The organism is Mycolicibacterium septicum DSM 44393 (genome assembly GCF_000455325.1).
GTDB classification, from domain to species: domain Bacteria; phylum Actinomycetota; class Actinomycetes; order Mycobacteriales; family Mycobacteriaceae; genus Mycobacterium; species Mycobacterium septicum.
The window spans coordinates 4,068,802-4,089,213 of sequence record NZ_HG322951.1; the positions used below are offsets into that span (position 1 = coordinate 4,068,802).

A 20,412-nucleotide genomic window follows, 5' to 3' on the forward strand; every position below is an offset into this window, starting at 1 on the left:
ACTGCTCAGGAGAGTGAACGGAACATGGCCAAAATGACGCGTCTCGGGGAGCTTGAGCGCGAGGTGATGGACCACTTGTGGTCTGCACCCGAACCCCAAACTGTGCGCCAAGTCCATGAGGCGCTGGCCGCCCGCCGCGACTTGGCCTACACCACGATCATGACCGTGCTGCAACGACTGGCGAAGAAGAACCTGGTCGTACAGCATCGCGATGACCGGGCGCACCGCTATGCGCCCACAAATGGCCGCGACGAGCTGGTCGCCGGCCTGATGGTCGATGCCCTCGACCAGGCCGCGGACTCCGGCAGCCGCCAGGCCGCGCTGGTCCATTTCGTCGAGCGAGTCGGTGTGGACGAGGCCCGGGCACTGCGCCGGGCGCTCGCCGAACTGGAGAGCAAGCACCAGCTGCCCCCACCGGCTGGTAATTCGGGCACTGCCTGAGAGAGACTTACGGCGTGTCCGCGCTGGCCTTCACTCTCGTCGCGCTGGCCCTGGTGGGACCAGTGCCGGCAGTGCTGGCCCGTGCGGCGTGGCCGTTGCGAGCCCCGCGAGCGGCGATCGTGCTGTGGCAGTCCGTCGCGCTGGCCGCCGTGCTCTCGGCATTCTCGGCCGGTATCGCGATCGCCAGCCGCCTGTTCGTTCCCGGTCCGGACGGCCGGCCGACCGCGACCATCACCAGTGAGATCAACGCTCTCGGTTGGCCGTTGTGGCTGCTCTACGTCGTGGTGTTCACCCTGACCCTCTTCATCGGCGGCCGGCTCTGCGTGGCCGTGGTCCAGGTGGCGGTGGCCACCCGGCGCCGGCGCGCCCATCACCGCATGATGGTCGACCTGCTCAGCAAGTCGCGCGACGCGGTCCCGGCCCACCTCTGTACGGCGCACCGCCCGCTCGCCGGTGACGGTCTGCGCATCCTCGACGTCGCGCAGCCTCTCGCCTACTGTCTGCCCGGCGTCCGCAGCCGCGTCGTGGTCAGCGAGGGAACGCTGACCACCTTGTCGGACAACGAGGTCGCCGCGATCCTCACCCATGAGCGGGCCCACCTGCGCGCCCGCCATGATCTGGTCCTGGAGATGTTCACCGCCGTCCATGCCGCCTTCCCGAGGTTCGTCCGCAGCGCCAACGCCCTCGATGCGGTCCGGCTGCTGATCGAACTGCTGGCCGACGACGCCGCGGTACGGACCGCGGGTCCCACTCCCCTGGCCCGGGCGCTCGTCGCCTGCGCTAGCGGCCGCACCCCCTCGGGTGCGCTGGCCGCAGGCGGGCCCACCACCGTGATCCGGGTACGGCGCCTCGGCGGCAAGCCCAACAGTGTGGCCATGGCGGTCACCGCCTATCTCACCGCGGCCGCGGTCCTGGTGGTCCCCACCGTCGCCGTCGCCGTCCCCTGGCTCACCGAGCTTCACCGCCTGTTCGCCGGACTCGGATAAAGCTCTGCACGACAGGCGTTCTGCTACAACAAAACAACGAAAGGCTGCGGCATGACCAAGACCAGCACTTCCGGCACGGCGCAGATCGGAGTCACCGGCCTGGCCGTGATGGGCTCCAATCTCGCCCGCAACTTCGCCCACCACGGCTATACCGTCGCTCTGCACAACCGGTCGATCGCCAAAACCGATGCGCTGCTGGCCGAGCACGGCTCCGAGGGCAAGTTCGTGCGCAGCGAGACGATCGCGGAATTCCTTGACGCCCTGGAGAAGCCACGCCGGGTGATCATCATGGTGAAGGCCGGCGACCCCACCGATGCGGTGATCAACGAGCTGGCCGACGCCATGGAGCCCGGCGACATCATCATCGACGGCGGCAACGCCCTCTACACCGACACCATCCGTCGGGAGAAGGCGATCCGCGAGCGCGGCCTGCACTTCGTCGGAGCCGGGATCTCCGGCGGCGAGGAAGGCGCGCTCAACGGCCCGTCGATCATGCCCGGCGGCCCCGCCGAGTCCTACAAGTCCCTCGGCCCGCTGCTGGAGGAGATCTCCGCGCACGTGGACGGTGTGCCGTGCTGCACCCACATCGGCCCGGACGGTGCTGGGCACTTCGTGAAGATGGTGCACAACGGCATCGAGTATTCCGACATGCAGCTGATCGGCGAGGCGTACCAGTTGCTGCGCGACGGGCTCGGCCTGGAGGCGGCACAGATCGCCGACGTGTTCACCGAGTGGAACAAGGGCGACCTCGACAGCTACCTGGTGGAGATCACCGCCGAGGTGCTGCGTCAGGTGGACGCCAAGACCGGCAAGCCGCTGGTGGACGTGATCGTCGACGAGGCCGAGCAGAAGGGCACCGGGCGCTGGACCGTGAAGTCCGCCCTGGACCTCGGGGTTCCCGTCACCGGCATCGCCGAGGCCGTGTTCGCCCGGGCGCTGTCGGGTTCCGTGCCCCAGCGCAAGGCGACGACCGGACTGGCATCCGGCGAGCTCGGCGACAAGCCTTCTGAATCAGCACAATTCATCGACGATGTCAGCAAGGCGCTGTACGCCTCGAAGATCATCGCCTACGCCCAGGGCTTCAACCAGATCCAGGCCGGGTCGGCCGAGTACGGGTGGGGCATCACCCTGGGCGATATGGCCACCATCTGGCGCGGCGGCTGCATTATCCGGGCGAAGTTCCTCAACCGGATCAAAGAGGCGTACGACGACGATGCCGACCTGGCCACCCTGATCGCCGCTCCGTACTTCCGCGACGCAGTCGAGGCGGGCATCGACAGTTGGCGCCGGGTCGTGATCAAGGCGACCGAGCTGGGGATTCCGGTCCCCGGTTTCGCGTCGGCATTGTCCTATTACGACGCGTTGCGCACCGAGCGGCTGCCCGCGGCACTGACCCAGGGCCTTCGCGACTTCTTCGGCGCACACACCTACGGACGCACCGACGCGGAGCCCGGCCAGAAGTTCCACACCCTCTGGAGCGGCGACCGCAGCGAAGTCCCTGCCTGAGTAAGGTCGGTGGGGTGAGGTTGCAGTGAGATTTCTGAACGGACACACCCCGCCGTACGACCTGACCTACAACGACGTCTTCGTCGTGCCCGGACGGTCGGATGTGGCATCGCGGTTCGACGTCGACCTGTCCACATCCGACGGGTCCGGCACCACCATCCCGGTGGTGGTGGCGAACATGACGGCGGTGGCGGGCCGACGCATGGCCGAGACCATCGCCCGGCGCGGCGGCATCGTGGTGCTGCCGCAGGATCTGCCGAGCACCGTGGTCGCCGACACCGTGCAGTTCGTCAAGAGCCGCGACCTGGTGGTGGACACACCGGTGACCCTGAGCCCGGACGACTCGGTATCCGACGCCACGGCGTTGCTGCACAAACGTGCGCACGGCGCGGCGGTGGTGGTGTTCGAGGGACGCCCGATCGGGCTGGTCACCGAGGCCGGCTGCGCGGGCGTGGACCGGTTCGCCCGGATCCGTGACGTCGCGGTGACGGATTTCGTCACCGCGCCGGTGGGCACCGACCCGAGGAAGGTGTTCGACCTCCTCGAACACGCGCCGATCGATCTCGCGGTGCTCACCGAGGCCGACGGCTCCCTGGCCGGCGTGCTGACCCGCACCGCCGCGGTGCGGGCCGGCATTTACAGCCCGGCCGTCGACGCGGCCGGACGCCTGCGCATCGCCGCGGCGGTCGGCATCAACGGCGACGTCGGCGCGAAGGCCCGCGCCCTGGCCGAGGCCGGGGTCGACCTGCTCGTCATCGACACCGCCCACGGCCATCAGGTCAAGATGCTCGATGCCATCAAGTCGGTGGCGTCACTGGATCTCGGCCTGCCGCTGGCGGCGGGCAACGTGGTCTCCGCCGAGGGCACCCGCGACCTCATCGAGGCCGGTGCGTCGATCGTGAAGGTCGGCGTGGGCCCCGGCGCGATGTGCACCACCCGGATGATGACCGGTGTCGGCCGGCCGCAGTTCTCGGCTGTCGTCGAATGTTCGGCTGCGGCAAAGGAACTCGGCGCCCACGTGTGGGCGGACGGTGGGGTTCGGCACCCGCGCGACGTAGCGTTGGCGCTGGCCGCCGGCGCTGCCAACGTGATGATCGGCTCCTGGTTCGCCGGGACCTACGAGTCCCCCGGCGACCTGCTGCACGACCGGGAGGAACGGCCGTACAAGGAGAGCTACGGCATGGCCTCCAAGCGTGCGGTGGCCGCCCGTACCGCCGGGGACAGCCAATTCGACCGGGCCCGGAAGGCCCTGTTCGAGGAGGGCATCTCGTCCTCGCGGATGAGCCTCGACCCGGGCCGCGGCGGCGTCGAGGACCTCCTCGACCACATCACCTCGGGGGTGCGCAGCACCTGCACCTATGTCGGCGCCACCAACCTCGCCGAACTACACGAGAAGGTGGTGCTGGGAGTCCAGTCGGCCGCCGGTTTCGCCGAAGGCCATCCGCTGCCGACGGGCTGGTAATCCGGCGGGTCGCGATACTATTGGGGTTCCTGTATACCGAGCGGACAGTGGCATGTCGCCATTTCGTCCACTCGGTCAGATCGAACGAAAGGGTTCACGTGCCGTTGGCACCCACCGAGGCCTCCGGTTCTGAACCGGCCTTCGGGGTGGAACACCAGTCACTTCTGAGCGCCGAAGCTGACGACCCCTCTTCTAGTCGGCCGGGCCCCGGGCCCGGCGTAGCACTGGTGAGAATCTGATGGGCAGCTCAACCGACGTGGTCTTCTCGTTGCTTTCGATCCTCGCGATCGTCCTGCTCACCTTCGGCACCGCGGTGTTCGTGGCCGCCGAGTTCTCCCTCACCGCACTGGAGCGCAGCACGGTCGAGGCCAACGCCCGTACCGGCGACCGCCGCGACCAGCTGGTCCGCCGCGCGCACCGCACACTGTCCTTCCAGCTCTCCGGCGCCCAGGTCGGCATCTCGATCACCACCCTGGCCACCGGTTATCTCGCCGAACCCGTCGTCGGGGAACTGATCCGGCCCGGACTGGATGCCATCGGCATTCCCCCGAACGTCGCTGGTGGCCTGTCCCTGTTCCTGGCCATCCTCATCGCGACGTCACTGTCGATGGTGTTCGGCGAGCTCGTGCCGAAGAACCTGGCGGTGGCCCGCCCGGTCCCGACCGCCCGCGCGTCGGCACCGTTCCAGCTGCTGTTCTCGATGCTGTTCACCCCGGTCATCCGGCTGACCAACGGCACAGCCAACTGGATCCTGCGCCGGCTGGGCATCGAGCCGGCCGAGGAACTGCGGTCGGCGCGCTCGGCGCAGGAACTGGCGTCACTGGTGCGCAACTCGGCCCGCAGCGGGTCGCTCGACGCGTCCACCGCATTGCTGGTGCACCGCTCGCTGCAGTTCGGCGAGCGTTCCGCCGAGGAACTGATGACGCCGCGCTCCAAGATCGAGGTCCTGGACGCAGGCGATTCGGTCGCTGACCTGATGTCGGCGGCGATCCGCACCGGCTACTCCCGCTTCCCGATCGTCGAAGGCGACCTCGACGAGACCATCGGCGTGGTCCACATCAAGCAGGTGTTCACGATTCCGCGCGAGGACCGGGACAAGACCCGGCTGGCCGCCCTGGCCCTGCCGGTGGCGACCGTGCCCTCCACCCTCGACGGCGACGCCGTCATGACCCAGATCCGCGCCAACGGATTGCAGACCGCGCTCGTCGTGGACGAGTACGGCGGCACCGCGGGCATGGTGACGGTCGAGGACCTGATCGAGGAGATCGTCGGCGACGTGCGCGACGAACACGATGACGCCACCCCCGACGTGGTGCCGGCCGGGGCCGGTTGGCAGGTGTCGGGGCTGCTGCGCATCGACGAGGTGGCGACGAGCACCGGATTCCGTGCTCCCGAAGGCGAATACGAAACCATAGGAGGCCTGGTCCTGCAGGAACTCGGCCATATACCGGAGACCGGCGAGTCCGTTGAGCTGGCCGCCTTCGATCCCGACGGGGACCCCGACAAACCGACGCACTGGCTGGCCACGGTGGTGCGGATGGACGGCCGCCGGATCGACCTGCTCGAGCTGACCAGCCTCGGCCACAAGGGGAACAGCCATGGGTGACATCCTCGGTGTGCTGTTGACCGTGCTGCTGCTGGCCGCCAACGCGTTCTTCGTGGCCGCGGAATTCGCGCTGATCTCGGCCCGCCGCGATCGCCTGCAGGCGTTGGCCGAACAGGGTAAACGCAGCGCTGTCACCGTGATTCGGGCCGGCGAGCACCTGTCGCTCATGCTGGCCGGATCTCAGCTGGGCATCACGATCTGCTCGATCCTGCTGGGCCGGGTCGGCGAGCCGGCCGTCGCGCACCTGCTGGAGAAGCCGTTCGCGTTGGTCGGGGTGTCGGACACCGTGCTGCACACGGTGTCGTTCGTCGTCGCGCTGGCCATCGTGGTGATCCTGCACGTACTGCTCGGCGAGATGGTGCCGAAGAACATCGCCATCGCGGGCCCCGAGACCGCCGCGATGCTGCTGGTCCCGCCGTATCTGGTCTACATCCGCGCGGCCCGCCCGTTCATCGCGTTCTACAACTGGTGCGCCAACGTCACCCTGCGGGCGTTCCGGGTCGAGCCGAAGGACGAGCTGGAATCGGCGGTGTCGACCGTCGAGTTGTCGGAGATGATCGCCGAGTCGGTTTCCGAAGGCCTGCTCGACACCGAGGAACACGGTCGGCTGACCCGGGCCCTGGAGACCCGCAGCCGCACGGTCGACGACGTCGCGATGCCGTTGAGCGAGATCCACGCCATCCGGGTCGCCGCGCCGGGGTCGGGGCCGACCGTCGGCGATGTGGAACGGGCCCTCACCGACACGGGCTATTCACGCTTCCCGGTGGCGGATTCCTTCGGCGAGTTCATCGGGTACCTGCACATCAAGGATGTGCTGCCGCACATCAACGACCCCGATGCGGTGCTGGACGTGTCGATGGTGCGCCCGCTGCCGCGGATCCCGGCGTCCACACCGCTGCCCGACGCCTTGTCGCGGATGCGGCGGAGCAACAGCCACCTCGCGCTCGTGACCGGACCCGACGACGCCGTTACGGCGATGGTCGCGCTGGAGGATCTGGTCGAGGACCTGGTCGGCACGGTGCGCGACGGTACGCACCGCATCTGAGCGGTAGGGCTATCCCCCGGGTTGCTCGAGCATCCCGCGCAGGATCAGCTCGGCCAGATCGGCGGCGGCACGTTCGATCTCCTGGGGATCGTCGACCCCGCGTACGCACACGGCGTACATGGCCGCCCCGCCGATCGCATCCATGATGGTGTCGACGTTGATCTGCCTGCGGGCGCGCCTCGCTGAGTCCGGGTCGGTCAAAAGCGATGCGAGCTGGGTGCGCGCGGCGGCGTCCAGTCGCTCCGTCATGAGCCTGCGGATGTCGGAGTCCGCCCGCAGTTCGGTCAACAGGCCCGGAATCGATTCCCGCACAGCGGGATCGCAGAACATCAGAAACGCTCCGCGACACAGCCGGGTGATCTCGGTGGCGATGTCGTCGCTCGGCGCGGCCGGGTCCAGATCCGGGAACACCGCCTCATGGACCAGCAGCGCCTTGGACTTCCACCTGCGGTAGATGGTCGGCCGGCTGACCCCGGCCGTGCCGGCGATCAGGTCGATGGACGTCGCCGCATACCCGCGCTGCACCAGCAGCCGCCGGGTCGCGCTCAGCACGGCCTGGTCGATCGACGGGTCGGGCCGGGAGCCCTGCCGCCGATGGCGAGTGCCTGCCGAACGCGTCGCCACGCTGTCTCCTCACATCGCCGGGCAGGTCAGCCGAGTCTGGCACAGCAGTGACCGCCCACTGGAACGCACTGTTGCCATGGTGCCACATTTGTTGTTACATCGTGTAATAACAAATACTCCATGGAGGTGCGAGTCAGTGAACGATGTTGCAGTCAAACCGATTTCGGCCGAAGCCTGGGTGGCCACCGCCCTCGGGGATCCGGCGAAGGTCCTGGAACGCCAGACGGTCGAGGTGCGCGCACCCGGGCCCGGCGAGGTGCGGGTCGCGGTGCGCGCGTTCTGCCTGAACTTCAACGACATCGACGTCATCCAGGGCCGGTACACCACCATGCCCCTGCAGCCGCCGTTCATCCCCGGCATGGAGGCCGTCGGCGTCGTCGAGAGCGCCGGGCTCGGCGCCGAGCATCTGGTGGGCCGGCGCATCGTGGGTATCCCCTCGATGGCGTTCGGCGGGTACGCCTCCTACGCCATCGTCGACGCGGCGACCGCACTGGAGCTGCCGGCCTGGGTCGGTGACGCCGACGGCGCCGCCCTGCACTACCCGTTCCATCTGGGCTGGTTCGCACTGCACGAGCGGGGCCGGCTCAAGCCCGGCGAGACGTTGCTGGTGCACGCGGCGGCCGGCGGAACCGGGTCGGGCGCGCTGGTGCTCGGCAAGGCGCTCGGTGCCCGCGTGATCGCCACCGCGGGCAGTGACGAGAAGGTCGAGTTCTGTCGCGAACTGGGCGCCGATCACGCCGTCAACTACCGCAACGGCGACTGGGTGGAGCAGGTCATGGACCTCACCTACGGCCGCGGGGTCGACGTCGCATTCGACGCGGTCGGCGGCAGCGTCACCACCGACACGTTCCGCTGCATGGGCCTGCACGGGCGGCACCTGATGGCCGGATTCGCCGAGGACATCGCACTGGAGGACGGTGACTACCTCTCGCCGCGCCCCATCGCCTACGGCAACTTCGACGTGTGCGGGGTCTGCCTGGTCTACGTGACCGACCCGCTGGCGGTCCGCCGCACCCTCGGCTTCAACTGGCCGGCCCGTTCCGAGGGCCTCGACGCCCACGTCAAACTGCTCGAAATGCTCCGTACGGGGGCCATCCGGACCGTCATCGGCGCCGAGGTGGCGTGGTCGGACCTGCCCGCCCAACTGGAGCGGATGCAGGCCCGGCAGACCACGGGCCGGCTGGTGGTCACCACGGGCGCGCACGACTGAGCCCGCAACTCCACAGGTAGGCTCGAGCCGCACGGCGGCGGCAGGCCACCCGGTGGAGGAGACATGGAAGGACGCGCTGGATCCGACGCGGCTGGACTGACCCTTCCGGGCATCGCCGAAGCCGACGAAGTTCTGGCGGCCCCGGACTGGGCGGAACGAGCAGAATCACACCGGCGACGCGCCGACGAATTCCTCACACCGCACCTGCGCCGCCAACACGCCGGTGAACCGCATCCGGTGTGGGATTTCCTGTTCACCTATTACAGCCTCCGTCCCCGGCAGCTGCGGCGATGGCATCCGGGTTTCGGGGTGGTACTCGAGGGCGAGAACGCCGGCTCCTACCTGAGCCGCACCGGGTACGGCCCGCACCCGCACGGTGTCACGGTGCGGGCCGACTACCTGAACTCACGCATCGAGACGGTCCGATTCGTCGCGCGGCTGATGCGCGCGACCGCCGCGCGGGCACCCCGGATGAACTGCTTCGGCCTACATGAATGGGCCATGGTCTACCGGACTCCCCAGCTACGGCACGACCAGGTTCCGCTGCGTCTCGGCACCGCCGGAACCGATGCCGTTGTCGAGTCGATGCCGTTGCGGTGCAGTCACTTCGATGCGTTCCGGTTCTTCACCGACGCCGCCGTTCCCCGCAACGACCGGCAACTGAGCCGGGAGCACCAGATCGAAGCCGAGCAGCCCGGCTGCATCCACGCGGCCATGGACACCTACAAATGGGCCTACAAACTGGGTCCTCTGGTGCCTTCGGAATTGGTGATGGACGCACTCGATCTGGCGGCCGACGCGCGGGCACTCGACATGTGTGCCAGCCCATACGACTTGAAGCGCTATGGTTTCGAGCCGATCGCCATCGAAACACCGGCCGGGCGTGCCGAATACGTCAGGGCCCAGCAGCGCATCGCCGAACGGGCGGCTCCGTTGCGGATCACTCTGGCAAACAGGTGTGAGCTGTTGCTCACCAGGCTGGACGGCTGAAAGGCCGACGTTACCAATGGGTAAGCTGGATAAACGGCAGGCATCGCACGGTGCCTGGAGCCGAGGGAGGAAACGCGCATGACCAATCGCGTGACTGTCGGAAACCTGCGTGTCGCGCAGGTGCTGCACGACTTCATCACGAATGAGGCACTGCCGGGCACCGGCGTCGACCCGGACAGCTTCTGGTCCGGCGTGGACAAGGTCGTCGCTGACCTCACCCCGAAGAACCAGGACCTGCTGGCCCGTCGTGACGATCTGCAGGCGCAGATCGACAAGTGGCACCGCGCTCATGTGCTGGAGCCGGTCGACCCCGACGCCTACAAGCAGTTCCTCACCGATATCGGCTACCTGCTGCCCGAGCCCGCCGACTTCACCATCACCACCTCCGGTGTCGACGACGAGATCACCTCGACCGCCGGTCCGCAGCTCGTGGTGCCGATCCTCAACGCCCGCTTCGCGCTCAACGCCGCCAACGCCCGCTGGGGCTCGCTGTACGACGCGCTCTACGGCACCGACGTCATCAGTGAAGAGGACGGCGCCGAGAAGGGCACGGGATACAACAAGGTCCGCGGCGACAAGGTGATCGCCTACGCGCGCAACTTCCTGGACGAGGCAGTGCCGCTGGCCGCGGGTACCTGGGCCGAGGCAACCGGTCTCAAGATCGATGAGGGCCAGCTGCTCGTCGAGTACGGCGACGGGCTGTCCTCCGGTCTGGCCACCCCCGAGCAGTTCGTCGGCTACACCGGTGAGCTGGGGCAGCCGCAGTGGTCGGTGCTGCTGGCCAACCACGGCCTGCACATCGAGATCCTGGTCGACCCCGACTCCCCTATCGGCTCCACCGACCCCGCCGGCATCAAGGACGTCGTGCTGGAATCCGCGATCACCACGATCATGGACTTCGAGGACTCCGTGGCCGCCGTCGACGCCGACGACAAGGTGCTCGGCTACCGCAACTGGCTGGGCCTGAACCGCGGCGACCTGGCCGAAGAGGTCAGCAAGGGCGGCAAGTCGTTCACCCGCGTCCTCAACCCCGACCGCACCTTCACCACCCCCGACGGCGAGGGTGAGCTGACCCTGCCCGGACGCAGCCTGCTGTTCGTGCGCAACGTCGGACACCTGATGACCAACGACGCGATCGTGGATGCGGACGGCAACGAGATCCCCGAAGGCATCCAGGACGCGCTGTTCACCGGCCTGATCGCCATGCACGGACTCAAGGATGACGAGGCGAACGGCCCGCTGAAGAACAGCCGCACCGGATCGGTCTACATCGTCAAGCCCAAGATGCACGGCCCCGACGAGGTCGCCTTCGCCTGCGAGCTGTTCGGCCGTGTCGAGGACGTGTTGGGCCTGCCCGGCGGCACCCTCAAGGTCGGCATCATGGACGAGGAACGCCGCACCACGGTCAACCTGAAGGCGAGCATCAAGGCCGCCGCCGACCGCGTGGTGTTCATCAACACCGGCTTCCTGGACCGCACCGGCGACGAGATCCACACCTCGATGGAGGCCGGCCCGATGATCCGCAAGGGCGCCATGAAGGCCCAGCCGTGGATCAAGGCGTACGAGGACAACAACGTCGACGTGGGCCTGGCCACCGGCCTGGCCGGCAAGGCCCAGATCGGCAAGGGCATGTGGGCCATGACCGATCTGATGGCCGACATGGTCGAGCAGAAGATCGGCCAGCCGAAGGCCGGTGCCACCACCGCGTGGGTTCCCTCGCCGACCGCCGCCACCCTGCACGCGATGCACTACCACCAGGTGGACGTCGAGGCCGTGCAAAAGGAACTGGCAGGCAAGAAGCGTGCCAAGCTCGAAGACCTGCTGACGATCCCGCTGGCGGATTCCTCGTTGACCTGGTCGCCCGAGGAGATCCACGAAGAGGTGGACAACAACTGCCAGTCGATCCTGGGCTACGTGGTCCGCTGGATCGACGCCGGTGTCGGCTGCTCCAAGGTTCCCGACATCCACGACATCGCGCTCATGGAAGACCGCGCCACACTGCGGATCTCCAGCCAGTTGCTGGCCAACTGGCTGCGTCACGGCGTCATCACCGAGGAGGACGTCAAGGCCAGCCTGCGCCGGATGGCCGCGGTCGTCGACGAGCAGAACGCCGGCGATCCCGACTATCTGGCGATGGCACCCAACCCCGATGCCAGCATCGCGTTCGGCGCGGCACAGGAGCTGATCCTGGCCGGAGCTCAGCAGCCCAACGGCTACACCGAGCCGATCCTGCACCGCCGCCGCCGCGAGTTCAAAGCGAGCACCGCCGGGAAGTGATTAGACTTCGGCGGGTCCGGATGACTAGTCGGCGCGAGACGTACAGGGGTTAGGAATGGGCAGGCACAGCATTCCCGACCCTGAGGATGCCCCCGACGAGCCCGACCACGGGCCCGTCGGCGACTCCGGTCACTCCGGCGAGTACGAGCGTCCCCGCGGCGACCAGTCACGGCGCGCCGGAGACGAATTCGACACGCCCGGGCATCAGGCCGATCGCGGGTACCGGGATGCGCCCGGGTACCGCGAGGGGCCTGACTACCGGGACGACCGGGGGTACCGGGCCGAGCCCGATTACCGCACGCCCCAGTACGCCGACGGTGACGACGACTACGAATCCGACTATCGCGATTCGGAATACGCCGATTACGAAGAAGCGGAGTACGACGAAGCCGATTACGCCGAGGACGACGAGGGCTACGAAGACGAATACGTCGACGGCTACCGCGGCAAGTACGCCCCTGCCGACGACGGCTATGCCGCGGACTATTCCGACGAGTATTCCGACGGCGACGACTACGCCGATGATCAACCGACCGCGCAGTTCGGCGCGGTCTCCGAACCGCCACCCCCGTCCACCCCGACGAGTCGCCAGCGCGGCGACTGGGACGGTGAATGGACCGGCAGCCACCGCGCTGTCGAGTCCGGGCGTCGCGGTGTCAGCATCGGCGTGATCGTCGCGCTGTGCACCGTGGTGGCCGTGGTCGGCGCAATGATCCTGTGGAAGTTCTTCGGTGACGTCCTCGCCGGCCGCAGCGACGCCGCGGCCGCGCGCTGCGTCGACGGCGAACTCGGGGTCGCCGTGATCGCCGACCCCACCATCTCGTCCCGCATCGAGGGACTGGCCAACACCTACAACGAGTCGGTCAGCCCCGTGGGTGACCGCTGCGTCAAGGTGCGCGTGCAGTCCGCCGATTCCGACCGGGTGGTCAGTGGCTTCGCCAACGCGTGGCCGAGCGAGCTCGGCGACCGTCCGGCGCTGTGGATTCCGGCGAGCAGCATCGCCGAGGCGCGGCTGGAGGCGACCGCCGGCGCCAAGACGGTCAGCGACAGCCGCTCCCTGGTCACCTCACCGGTTCTGCTCGCGGTCCGTCCGCAGCTCAAGGACGCACTGGCACAACAGACCTGGGCCACCCTGCCGCAACTGCAGAGCAGCCCGGCAGCGATGAACGCGCTCAAGCTACCCGGTTGGGGCACACTCAAACTCGCACTGCCGACCCACAGCAACGGCGATGCCGCCGCCCTGGCCGTCGAGGCCGTCGCCGCGGCATCTGCCCCCGCGGGCGCACCGGCGACCTCGGGCATGAGCGGTGTCAACAGCCTGCTCCGCGGGCAGCCCAAACTCGACGACTCCGAGCTGGGAACCGCCATGGACGCGCTGCTCAATGCCTCCGATCCGGCGACCGCGCCGGTGCACGCGGTGGCCACCACCGAACAGCAGATCTTCCAGCGGGGCACCTCGCTCGACAACGCCAAGTCCTCGTTGGCCGGCTGGCTGCCGCCCGGACCGACCGCCACCGCCGACTACCCGACGGTGCTGCTGGCCGGAGACTGGCTGGAGAAGGAACAGGTCACCGCGGCCAACGAGTTCGCCCGCTATCTGCGCAAGCCGGAGCAGCTGGCCGAGCTCGCCAAGGCCGGGTTCCGCGCCGAGGGAACGACGCCGCCGTCCAGCGACGTCACCGGGTTCTCCCAGCTCGCGGCGCCGCTGTCGATCGGTGACAACACCATGCGGGTGACGCTGGCGAACTCGACGGCCGCGCCGTCTGGGAATCCGGCGGTCACCATCATGCTCGACCAGTCGATGCCCACCGAGGAGGGCGGCAAGTCCCGGTTGGCCAACGTCGTGGCCGCGCTCGACAGCCGGCTCAAGGCACTGCCGGACACCGCCTCGGTCGGGTTGTGGACCTTCGACGGCACCGAGGGCCGCTCCGAGATCTCGACCGGGCCGCTGGCCGAACCGGTGAGCGGTCAACGCCGCTCCGATGCGCTGACCTCGACGCTGGACGAACAGTCCGCGTCCGGTGGCGGCGCGGTGTCGTTCACCACGCTGCGGATGCTCTACACCGAGGCACTGTCGAAATACCGTGAGGGCCAGACCAACTCGATTCTGGTGATCACCACCGGGCCACACACCGATCAGAGCCTGGACGGGGCCGGGCTGCAGGAGTACATCCGCGGCGCATTCGACCCTGCCCGCCCGATCGCGGTCAACGTGATCGATTTCGGCAGCAGCTCCGACCGGGCCACCTGGGAGGCTGTCGCGCAGGCGAGTAGCGGCACCTACCAACACATCTCCAGCTCGGCCTCGCCCGAGTTGGCCACCGCCGTCAACACCCTACTGGGCTGATCCGCGAGCAGGCGATGTCACACGTCACGGTTAACGTGGCGCTGTGACCGCGTACTGGATCAACACCATCAGCCGGACGCACGTACTGCGGGCCGTCGCCGGTGGCTTCACGCAGGCCAACCACGGAAAGGCCGACGGGGTCCGTCGGCTCAGTCGCGGTGACGAGATCATCTTCTACTCACCCAAGTCGGACTACCCCGACGGCGCCGTGCTGCAGACGTTCACGGCACTCGGAACAGTCACCGACGACGAGCCCTACCAAGTCGAATTGAGTCCCGACTTCCATCCGTACCGACGCCATGTGGCATTCGCCGACTGCGTCGAGACACCCATCCGGCCGCTCATCGACGAACTCGATTTCATCGAGGACAAGCGCCGCTGGGGCTACCGGTTCCGGTTCGGCCTGTTCAGCATCGACCGACACGACTTCGAGCTCATCCGTTCGGCGATGACCCCGTCACCCTGACAGGGGCCGTCAGGCGAACGCCTCGACCGGCGGGCAGGAACACACCAGGTTCCGGTCACCGTAGGCGCCGTCGATGCGCCGCACCGGCGGCCAGACCTTGGGACGGAATCCCTTGCCCAGCGGGTAGGCAGCCTGCTCGCGGGTGTAGGGGTGGTCCCAGTCGGCCACCAGCAGGCACTCGGCGGTGTGCGGGGCGCCGCGCAAGGGGTTGTCGTCCACCGACCACTCCCCCGAGCCGACCCGGTCGATCTCGGCGCGGATGGCGATCATCGCGTCGCAGAACGCGTCGACCTCGGCCAGGCTCTCGCTCTCGGTCGGCTCGACCATCAACGTGCCTGCCACCGGGAAGCTCATGGTCGGTGCGTGGAAACCGTAGTCCGCCAGTCGCTTTGCCACATCGTCGACGGTCACGCCGGTGGCCTTGGTGATCCCGCGCAGATCCAGGATGCACTCGTGGGCGACCATGCCGTTCTCGCCGGTGTAGAGGACCGGGTAGTACTCGTCGAGCCTGCGGGCCACGTAGTTGGCCGACGCGATCGCGGTCAGGGTCGCCGCGCGAAGGCCTTCGGCGCCCATCATCCGGATGTAGGCCCAGGTGATCGGCAGGATCGACGCCGACCCGTACGGTGCCGACGACACGGTGTGCTCATCGGGCAGTTCGTCGGCCAGCGGATGGCCCGGCAGGAACGGAGCCAGATGCTCACGCACCGCGACCGGCCCGACACCGGGCCCGCCGCCGCCGTGCGGGATGCAGAACGTCTTGTGCAGGTTCAGATGGCTGACGTCACCGCCGAAGCGGCCCGGCCGTGCCAGGCCGACCAGCGCGTTGAGGTTGGCCCCGTCCACGTAGACCTGTCCGCCCACGTCGTGCACCGCCGCGCAGATGTCGGCGACGTCGTGCTCGTACACCCCGTGCGTGGACGGGTAGGTGATCATCAGCGCCGCAACACGATCGGCGTGTTCGGCGATCTTCGCGCGCAGGTCGTCGAGGTCGACGTCGCCGTTCTCACGGCAGGCCACCACCACGACGCGCATGCCGGCCAGCGCCGCCGAGGCCGCGTTGGTGCCGTGCGCGCTCGACGGGATCAGGCACAGGTCGCGATCGGTGTCTCCGCGTGAGACGTGGTAGGCCTTGATAGCCAGTAGTCCGGCGTACTCACCCTGAGATCCGGCGTTGGGCTGCAATGAGATCTGGTCGTAGCCGGTGATCCCGGTGAGCCAGTCCTGCAGATCGGCGATCAGTTTGCGCAATCCCGGGGTGTCCGATGCCGGCGCGAACGGGTGCTGACGGCCGAACTCGGGCCAGGTGATCGGCTCCATCTCGGCGGCCGCGTTGAGCTTCATCGTGCACGAGCCCAGCGGAATCATGCTGCGGTCCAAGGCGATATCCTTGTCCGCGAGTGCCCGGAGGTAACGCATCATCTCGGTCTCGGTGCGGTACTTGTTGAACGCCGGGTGCGTGAGGAACTCCGAGGTCCGCGTCACGATGCCTGCCGACACCGGCTCGGCGGCGGAGACATCGAACGCCCCCAGGACCGCGGCCACATGCGCATCCGTGGTCGCCTCGTCGCAGGACACCGACACGTGATCGGCGTCCACGCGCCACAGGTTGATCCCCTTGGCCTTGGCGGCCTCGACCACCGCGTCGGCGCGTCCGGGAACCCGGGCCAGCACGGTGTCGAAGTACTTGTCGTGCACCAGCGCATCGCCGAGCGCGCCGGCGATCGCCGAGGCGTGGCCGTGCACGCGGCGGGCGATCGCGGTCAGTCCTTGAGCGCCGTGATAGCTGGCGTACATCGCGGCCATCACCGCCAGCAGCACCTGTGCGGTACAGATGTTGCTGGTCGCCTTGTCCCGGCGGATGTGCTGCTCGCGGGTCTGCAGCGCCAGGCGGTAGGCCGGCGCGCCGTCCGCGTCGACGGAGACGCCGACCAGCCGGCCCGGCAACTGCCGGGCGTGCTTGGCGTGCACGGCGAGATAGCCGGCGTGGGGTCCACCGAATCCCATTGGCACGCCGAACCGTTGGGTCGTTCCGAAGGCCACGTCGGCGCCGATCTCGCCGGGCGGGGTGATCACGGTCAGAGCCAGCAGGTCGGCACCGACGGCGACAAGGGCGCCGCGCTCGTGGGAATCCGAGACCAAGCTCGCCCAGTCCACGACACGCCCACTCGCCCCGGGCAGTTGCACGATGACACCGAAGAACTCGCCATCCGGAAGTCCCTGGCGCAGATCGGCCGTGACGATCTCGATGCCGAGCGGCTCCGCCCGGGTGGCCAGCACGGCCGCGGTCTGCGCGTACACGTCGTTGTCGACCAGGAGTCGATTCGCCTTGGACTTGGTCGCGCGGTGCATCAGCGTCATGGCCTCGGCCGCGGCGGTGCCCTCGTCGAGCATCGAGGCGTTGGCCACCTCGAGTGCGGTCAGATCCGAGACCATGGTCTGGAAGTTCAGCAGGACCTCGAGACGGCCCTGGCTGATCTCGGGCTGGTACGGCGTGTACGCGGTGTACCAGGCGGGGTTCTCAAGAATGTTGCGCCGCAGCACGGCGGGCGTGAAGGTGTCGAAATAGCCCTGACCGATCATCGAGACCGCGGTCGTGTTGGAGTCGGCCAACGCGCGCAGCTCGGCCAGTGACTCCTCCTCGGTGGCCGGCGCGGGCAGACCCTCCAGGCCCGGGGCGACACCACCGGAGGACAGCGCGTCGAGGATGCCTGCCGGAAGCGCCTTGGCGGCGAGCTCGTCGAGGGAGGCCACGCCGATCACGTCGAGCATGGTGCTGACGGCGGAGGCGTCCGGGCCGATGTGACGATCGGAGAAACGCGATTGATGCTGGTCGGACACGACACTCTCCTGAGGCGCAGACGTGCTCAGACGTCCTACAGTCCCTCTCCCTCTGTCGTCGACCCGGTCCGGGTGCCTGAGAGATTCAGCCCCGGTACGGGACTTTTCCCCATGGGCGGGTGCCCAGGGGGCACCACTTTCCAGAGGCATCGGGGCCTGGCGCGGTCCTGGGTGCCTGAGAGGTTGACGGAGAGGTATTGCTCCTTCGGCGTCCGTGGCTGGCTGTCACGAAGCTCTCCCGCGCGAGGGCGATGCGTCCCTCATCCTACCGGGCATCCACCGGCTTCTCCGCATACCCGCGTGCCGACGCGCAGGTGCCCCGCATCACCGGATGCGGGGCGCCTAGGTGTCTGGTCGGGAGGGAGGGTCAGCCGATCTTGCGGTCGCGGCTTTTGCGCCGCGACGCCAGCTCATCCTCGGGTGATGCGATGGACTCGCCGCCGTCGGCACGCTCACCCGGGAAATCGGCGATGGTGCCGGTCAGCTCGCGCATGGCGCCGGATACCGCGATGCCGAACACGCCCTGACCGCCCTGCAGCAGGTCGACAACCTCTTCGGCGGACGTGCACTCGTAGACCGTGGTGCCGTCGGAGAACAGGGTGATGTTGGCCAGATCCTGCACGCCGCGCTGGCGCAGGTGGTCGACCGCGACCCGGATGTTGTGCAACGAGATGCCGGTGTCGAGCAACCGCTTGACGATCTTGAGGACCAGAACGTCCTTGAACGAGTAGAGGCGCTGGCTGCCCGAACCGGCCGCGCCCCGGATGGAGGGAACCACCAGGGAGGTGCGCGCCCAGTAATCGAGCTGCCGGTAGGTGATCCCGGCGATCTGGCACGCGCTGGGGCCGCGGTAACCGACGAGTTCGTCAGGAACCGAATCGTCGGGGAACAGCCCACCCTGCACGGGTTCGCCAGCCGGCCTGACAGGCGGCTCCGCGCCGCTCCCGGTGGTCAGATCCAGCTCTTCCTGCCGTGGCGTGTCACCCACTGTGAATCCTCTCGCCGTTCGAACTCGCCCGCGTCGTACTGCTAAGTCATGTACCGCGGCCACCTGTGCCGCGGCGGTTTGCTGCGAGCTCGAATGTGTCGAGCATACGCTTCCCGCCGAGCCCTGATTGCCCGCTGCAGAGAAAGTATGGCGCCCGAATTCCCGCCCGATTGGCTCCCGCGCCGCGTGTTGACACCGGTATGCCTACTTGAGACGTATCCGTGATCTGCGACGGCGCAGCGGCCCGGGCGACGGTCATGTGGCCTTGAAGTCGTCCGGGGAAACGCTGTCCAGGAATTCCTTGAACTTCTCGACCTCGTCCTCGCGGACGGTCCCGGCAGCCTCTTCGTCGTTCTCGTCGGGGATCAGCAGGCCGGCCTCGGCCAGCACCGCCTCCTCCACGTAGATCGGGACGCCGACACGCAGGGCGATCGCCACCGAGTCCGAGGGCCTGGCCGACACCTTGATGTCGCGGTCGAAGATCAGGTCGGCGTAGAAGGTGCCTTCCTGCAGGTCGACGATCCGCACCTCTTTGAGCGAATGCCCAAGGGCGGTAATGACATCTCGGATCAGGTCGTGGGTGAGCGGCCGGGCGGGCTCGACGCCCTGCTGTTCCAGCGCGATCGCGGCAGCCTCCGACTGCCCGATCCAGATCGGTAGGTAGCGATCACCATTGGATTCCCGCAAAAGCAACACGGGCTGGTTCTGCGGCTGTTCCACCCGAATGCCGACCACGCGAACCTCAGCCATCTGTGCCTGCCCTCCGCACCGCCGTGCCGTTTCGTCGAATCTTCGTCCGTCGCACCGTCCGCCATCACCACATTGCCAGGGGTCCCGACGTAGACGAACTGGCCGTCAAAACGAGTCTAGTCCTCAGCGATCCAGAACGTCGCGTACGGCGGACTTGATGAGCGACGTGTGCAGGGTGATCGCCAGGGCGGCCACCTCACGCGCCAGATCGTCGGCGCGGTCGCGGGCTCCGGCCTTGCCCGCCTTGCCCACCGGGCCCGCGATCTGGGCGATCAGGTCAGATTGCCGGTCCGCCGCGGAGCGGAAAGCCCGCAGGTGTCGGGGCTCGACACCGTAGTCACCGAGGGCGCGCGCGCACTGCGCGATCACCACCGAATGTTCGTCGAAAAGCCCAGCGGGCCCGGCGGTGATGATGCCGTTGCGCACCAGCGCCCCCAGCATCTCGTCGTCGATGCCCGACCGGGCCAACAGATCTTCACGGGACAGCCGGACCTGGGGCGGCGCCACCGCCGAAACACCGGCGGCGCCGTCCGCCGAGCCGTCCCCACCCTCGGATACCGGCACCAGACGCGGCACACCGTAGGCGGATCCCGCCTGTGGCAACTCACCGTCGGGTTGGGCGTCCAACTGGGCCTTGATCACCTTCAACGGCAGGTACTGGTCACGCTGCGCGGTCAGGATGAACCTCAACCGCGCACAGTCGTACGCGGTGAACCGCCGGTACCCCGACGCGGTGCGCTGCGGCGTGACCAGTCCCTCTGCCTCGAGGAATCGGATCTTGGAGATGCTGATGTCCGGAAAGTCGCCCCGCAGCAGGTCCAGCACTGCGCCGATCGACATCCCGGCCAGTGCAGGTCTGTCGGGGGCAGTCAT

16 protein-coding genes and 1 riboswitch are annotated in these 20,412 nt (G+C 68.2%); of the genes, 11 read left to right on the forward strand and 5 right to left on the reverse strand.

Annotation, left to right across the window (positions count from 1 at the left end; all coding sequences use genetic code 11):
- Positions 1-24 precede the first annotated feature (24 nt).
- The 6 genes from TX88_RS19250 to TX88_RS19275 all read left to right on the forward strand — a co-directional run bounded on the left by TX88_RS19250 (position 25) and on the right by TX88_RS19275 (position 7,046).
- The gene (locus tag TX88_RS19250; RefSeq protein ID WP_044518806.1) at positions 25-441 is read left to right on the forward strand and encodes a BlaI/MecI/CopY family transcriptional regulator; all 417 of its coding nucleotides are present in this window, start codon (positions 25-27) and stop codon (positions 439-441) included.
- Between the two features lie 14 nt (positions 442-455).
- The gene (locus TX88_RS19255) at positions 456-1,427 is read left to right on the forward strand and encodes a M56 family metallopeptidase (RefSeq protein ID WP_044518808.1); all 972 of its coding nucleotides are present in this window, start codon (positions 456-458) and stop codon (positions 1,425-1,427) included.
- Positions 1,428-1,478: 51 nt separating this feature from the next.
- Complete coding sequence (gndA, locus tag TX88_RS19260) at positions 1,479-2,933, forward strand: NADP-dependent phosphogluconate dehydrogenase (protein WP_044518809.1); 1,455 nt, start codon at positions 1,479-1,481, stop codon at positions 2,931-2,933.
- 25 nt (positions 2,934-2,958) lie between these two features.
- Positions 2,959-4,395 (forward strand): GuaB1 family IMP dehydrogenase-related protein, encoded by a 1,437-nt coding sequence (locus TX88_RS19265; protein ID WP_044518811.1) that lies wholly within the window; start codon positions 2,959-2,961, stop codon positions 4,393-4,395.
- Between the two features lie 238 nt (positions 4,396-4,633).
- Positions 4,634-6,001, forward strand: a complete 1,368-nt coding sequence (locus TX88_RS19270) for a hemolysin family protein (RefSeq protein ID WP_044518813.1) — start codon at positions 4,634-4,636, stop codon at positions 5,999-6,001.
- Complete coding sequence (locus TX88_RS19275) at positions 5,994-7,046, forward strand: hemolysin family protein (RefSeq protein WP_044518814.1); 1,053 nt, start codon at positions 5,994-5,996, stop codon at positions 7,044-7,046. The genes TX88_RS19270 and TX88_RS19275 overlap by 8 nt, the downstream gene beginning before the upstream one ends.
- Before the next feature lie 9 nt (positions 7,047-7,055).
- On the opposite strand, the gene TX88_RS19280 is transcribed toward TX88_RS19275, so the two are convergent.
- Positions 7,056-7,670, reverse strand: coding sequence for a TetR/AcrR family transcriptional regulator (locus tag TX88_RS19280; protein ID WP_044518815.1), 615 nt, complete (start codon positions 7,668-7,670; stop codon positions 7,056-7,058).
- 136 nt (positions 7,671-7,806) lie between these two features.
- Here TX88_RS19280 and TX88_RS19285 point away from each other — a divergent pair, with 136 nt between their 5' ends.
- The 5 genes from TX88_RS19285 (at position 7,807) to TX88_RS19305 (ending at position 14,960) form a co-directional block, all read left to right on the forward strand.
- Positions 7,807-8,880 (forward strand): zinc-binding dehydrogenase, encoded by a 1,074-nt coding sequence (locus TX88_RS19285; protein ID WP_049925079.1) that lies wholly within the window; start codon positions 7,807-7,809, stop codon positions 8,878-8,880.
- Positions 8,881-8,943: 63 nt separating this feature from the next.
- Positions 8,944-9,870 carry a 3-methyladenine DNA glycosylase gene (locus tag TX88_RS19290; RefSeq protein WP_110917976.1) on the forward strand — a complete coding sequence of 309 codons (927 nt, stop codon included), beginning with the start codon at positions 8,944-8,946 and terminating at the stop codon, positions 9,868-9,870.
- 78 nt (positions 9,871-9,948) lie between these two features.
- Positions 9,949-12,147, forward strand: coding sequence for a malate synthase G (locus TX88_RS19295; RefSeq protein WP_044518816.1), 2,199 nt, complete (start codon positions 9,949-9,951; stop codon positions 12,145-12,147).
- A gap of 55 nt (positions 12,148-12,202) precedes the next feature.
- Complete coding sequence (locus tag TX88_RS19300; RefSeq protein WP_044518818.1) at positions 12,203-14,494, forward strand: substrate-binding domain-containing protein; 2,292 nt, start codon at positions 12,203-12,205, stop codon at positions 14,492-14,494.
- A gap of 43 nt (positions 14,495-14,537) precedes the next feature.
- The gene (locus tag TX88_RS19305; protein ID WP_044518819.1) at positions 14,538-14,960 is read left to right on the forward strand and encodes an EVE domain-containing protein; all 423 of its coding nucleotides are present in this window, start codon (positions 14,538-14,540) and stop codon (positions 14,958-14,960) included.
- Positions 14,961-14,969: 9 nt separating this feature from the next.
- Here the strand turns inward: TX88_RS19305 and gcvP are convergent, their stop codons facing one another.
- From gcvP to ftsR, 4 genes are all read right to left on the reverse strand, one after another.
- Positions 14,970-17,801, reverse strand: coding sequence for an aminomethyl-transferring glycine dehydrogenase (gcvP, locus tag TX88_RS19310; protein ID WP_044518820.1), 2,832 nt, complete (start codon positions 17,799-17,801; stop codon positions 14,970-14,972).
- Between the two features lie 152 nt (positions 17,802-17,953).
- Positions 17,954-18,052: riboswitch (glycine riboswitch) on the reverse strand.
- A gap of 116 nt (positions 18,053-18,168) precedes the next feature.
- Complete coding sequence (locus tag TX88_RS19315; RefSeq protein ID WP_036387126.1) at positions 18,169-18,789, reverse strand: MerR family transcriptional regulator; 621 nt, start codon at positions 18,787-18,789, stop codon at positions 18,169-18,171.
- Between the two features lie 255 nt (positions 18,790-19,044).
- Positions 19,045-19,539 (reverse strand): bifunctional nuclease family protein, encoded by a 495-nt coding sequence (locus TX88_RS19320; RefSeq protein ID WP_044518823.1) that lies wholly within the window; start codon positions 19,537-19,539, stop codon positions 19,045-19,047.
- Positions 19,540-19,662: 123 nt separating this feature from the next.
- Entirely contained in the window at positions 19,663-20,412 is a 750-nt protein-coding gene (ftsR, locus tag TX88_RS19325; protein WP_044518824.1) for a transcriptional regulator FtsR, read from the reverse strand.

What these genes read in the sequence shown, in the direction of transcription:
- TX88_RS19250 (WP_044518806.1), top strand. Translation starts at nt 25, where the DNA reads ATGGCCAAAATGACGCGTCTCGGGGAGCTTGAGCGCGAGGTGATGGAC.
- gndA (WP_044518809.1), top strand. Translation starts at nt 1,479, where the DNA reads ATGACCAAGACCAGCACTTCCGGCACGGCGCAGATCGGAGTCACCGGC.
- TX88_RS19270 (WP_044518813.1), top strand. Translation starts at nt 4,634, where the DNA reads ATGGGCAGCTCAACCGACGTGGTCTTCTCGTTGCTTTCGATCCTCGCG.
- TX88_RS19275 (WP_044518814.1), top strand. Translation starts at nt 5,994, where the DNA reads ATGGGTGACATCCTCGGTGTGCTGTTGACCGTGCTGCTGCTGGCCGCC.
- TX88_RS19290 (WP_110917976.1), top strand. Translation starts at nt 8,944, where the DNA reads ATGGAAGGACGCGCTGGATCCGACGCGGCTGGACTGACCCTTCCGGGC.
- TX88_RS19295 (WP_044518816.1), top strand. Translation starts at nt 9,949, where the DNA reads ATGACCAATCGCGTGACTGTCGGAAACCTGCGTGTCGCGCAGGTGCTG.
- TX88_RS19300 (WP_044518818.1), top strand. Translation starts at nt 12,203, where the DNA reads ATGGGCAGGCACAGCATTCCCGACCCTGAGGATGCCCCCGACGAGCCC.
- TX88_RS19320 (WP_044518823.1), bottom strand. Translation starts at nt 19,539, where the DNA reads ATGGCTGAGGTTCGCGTGGTCGGCATTCGGGTGGAACAGCCGCAGAAC.
- ftsR (WP_044518824.1), bottom strand. Translation starts at nt 20,412, where the DNA reads ATGACTGCCCCCGACAGACCTGCACTGGCCGGGATGTCGATCGGCGCA.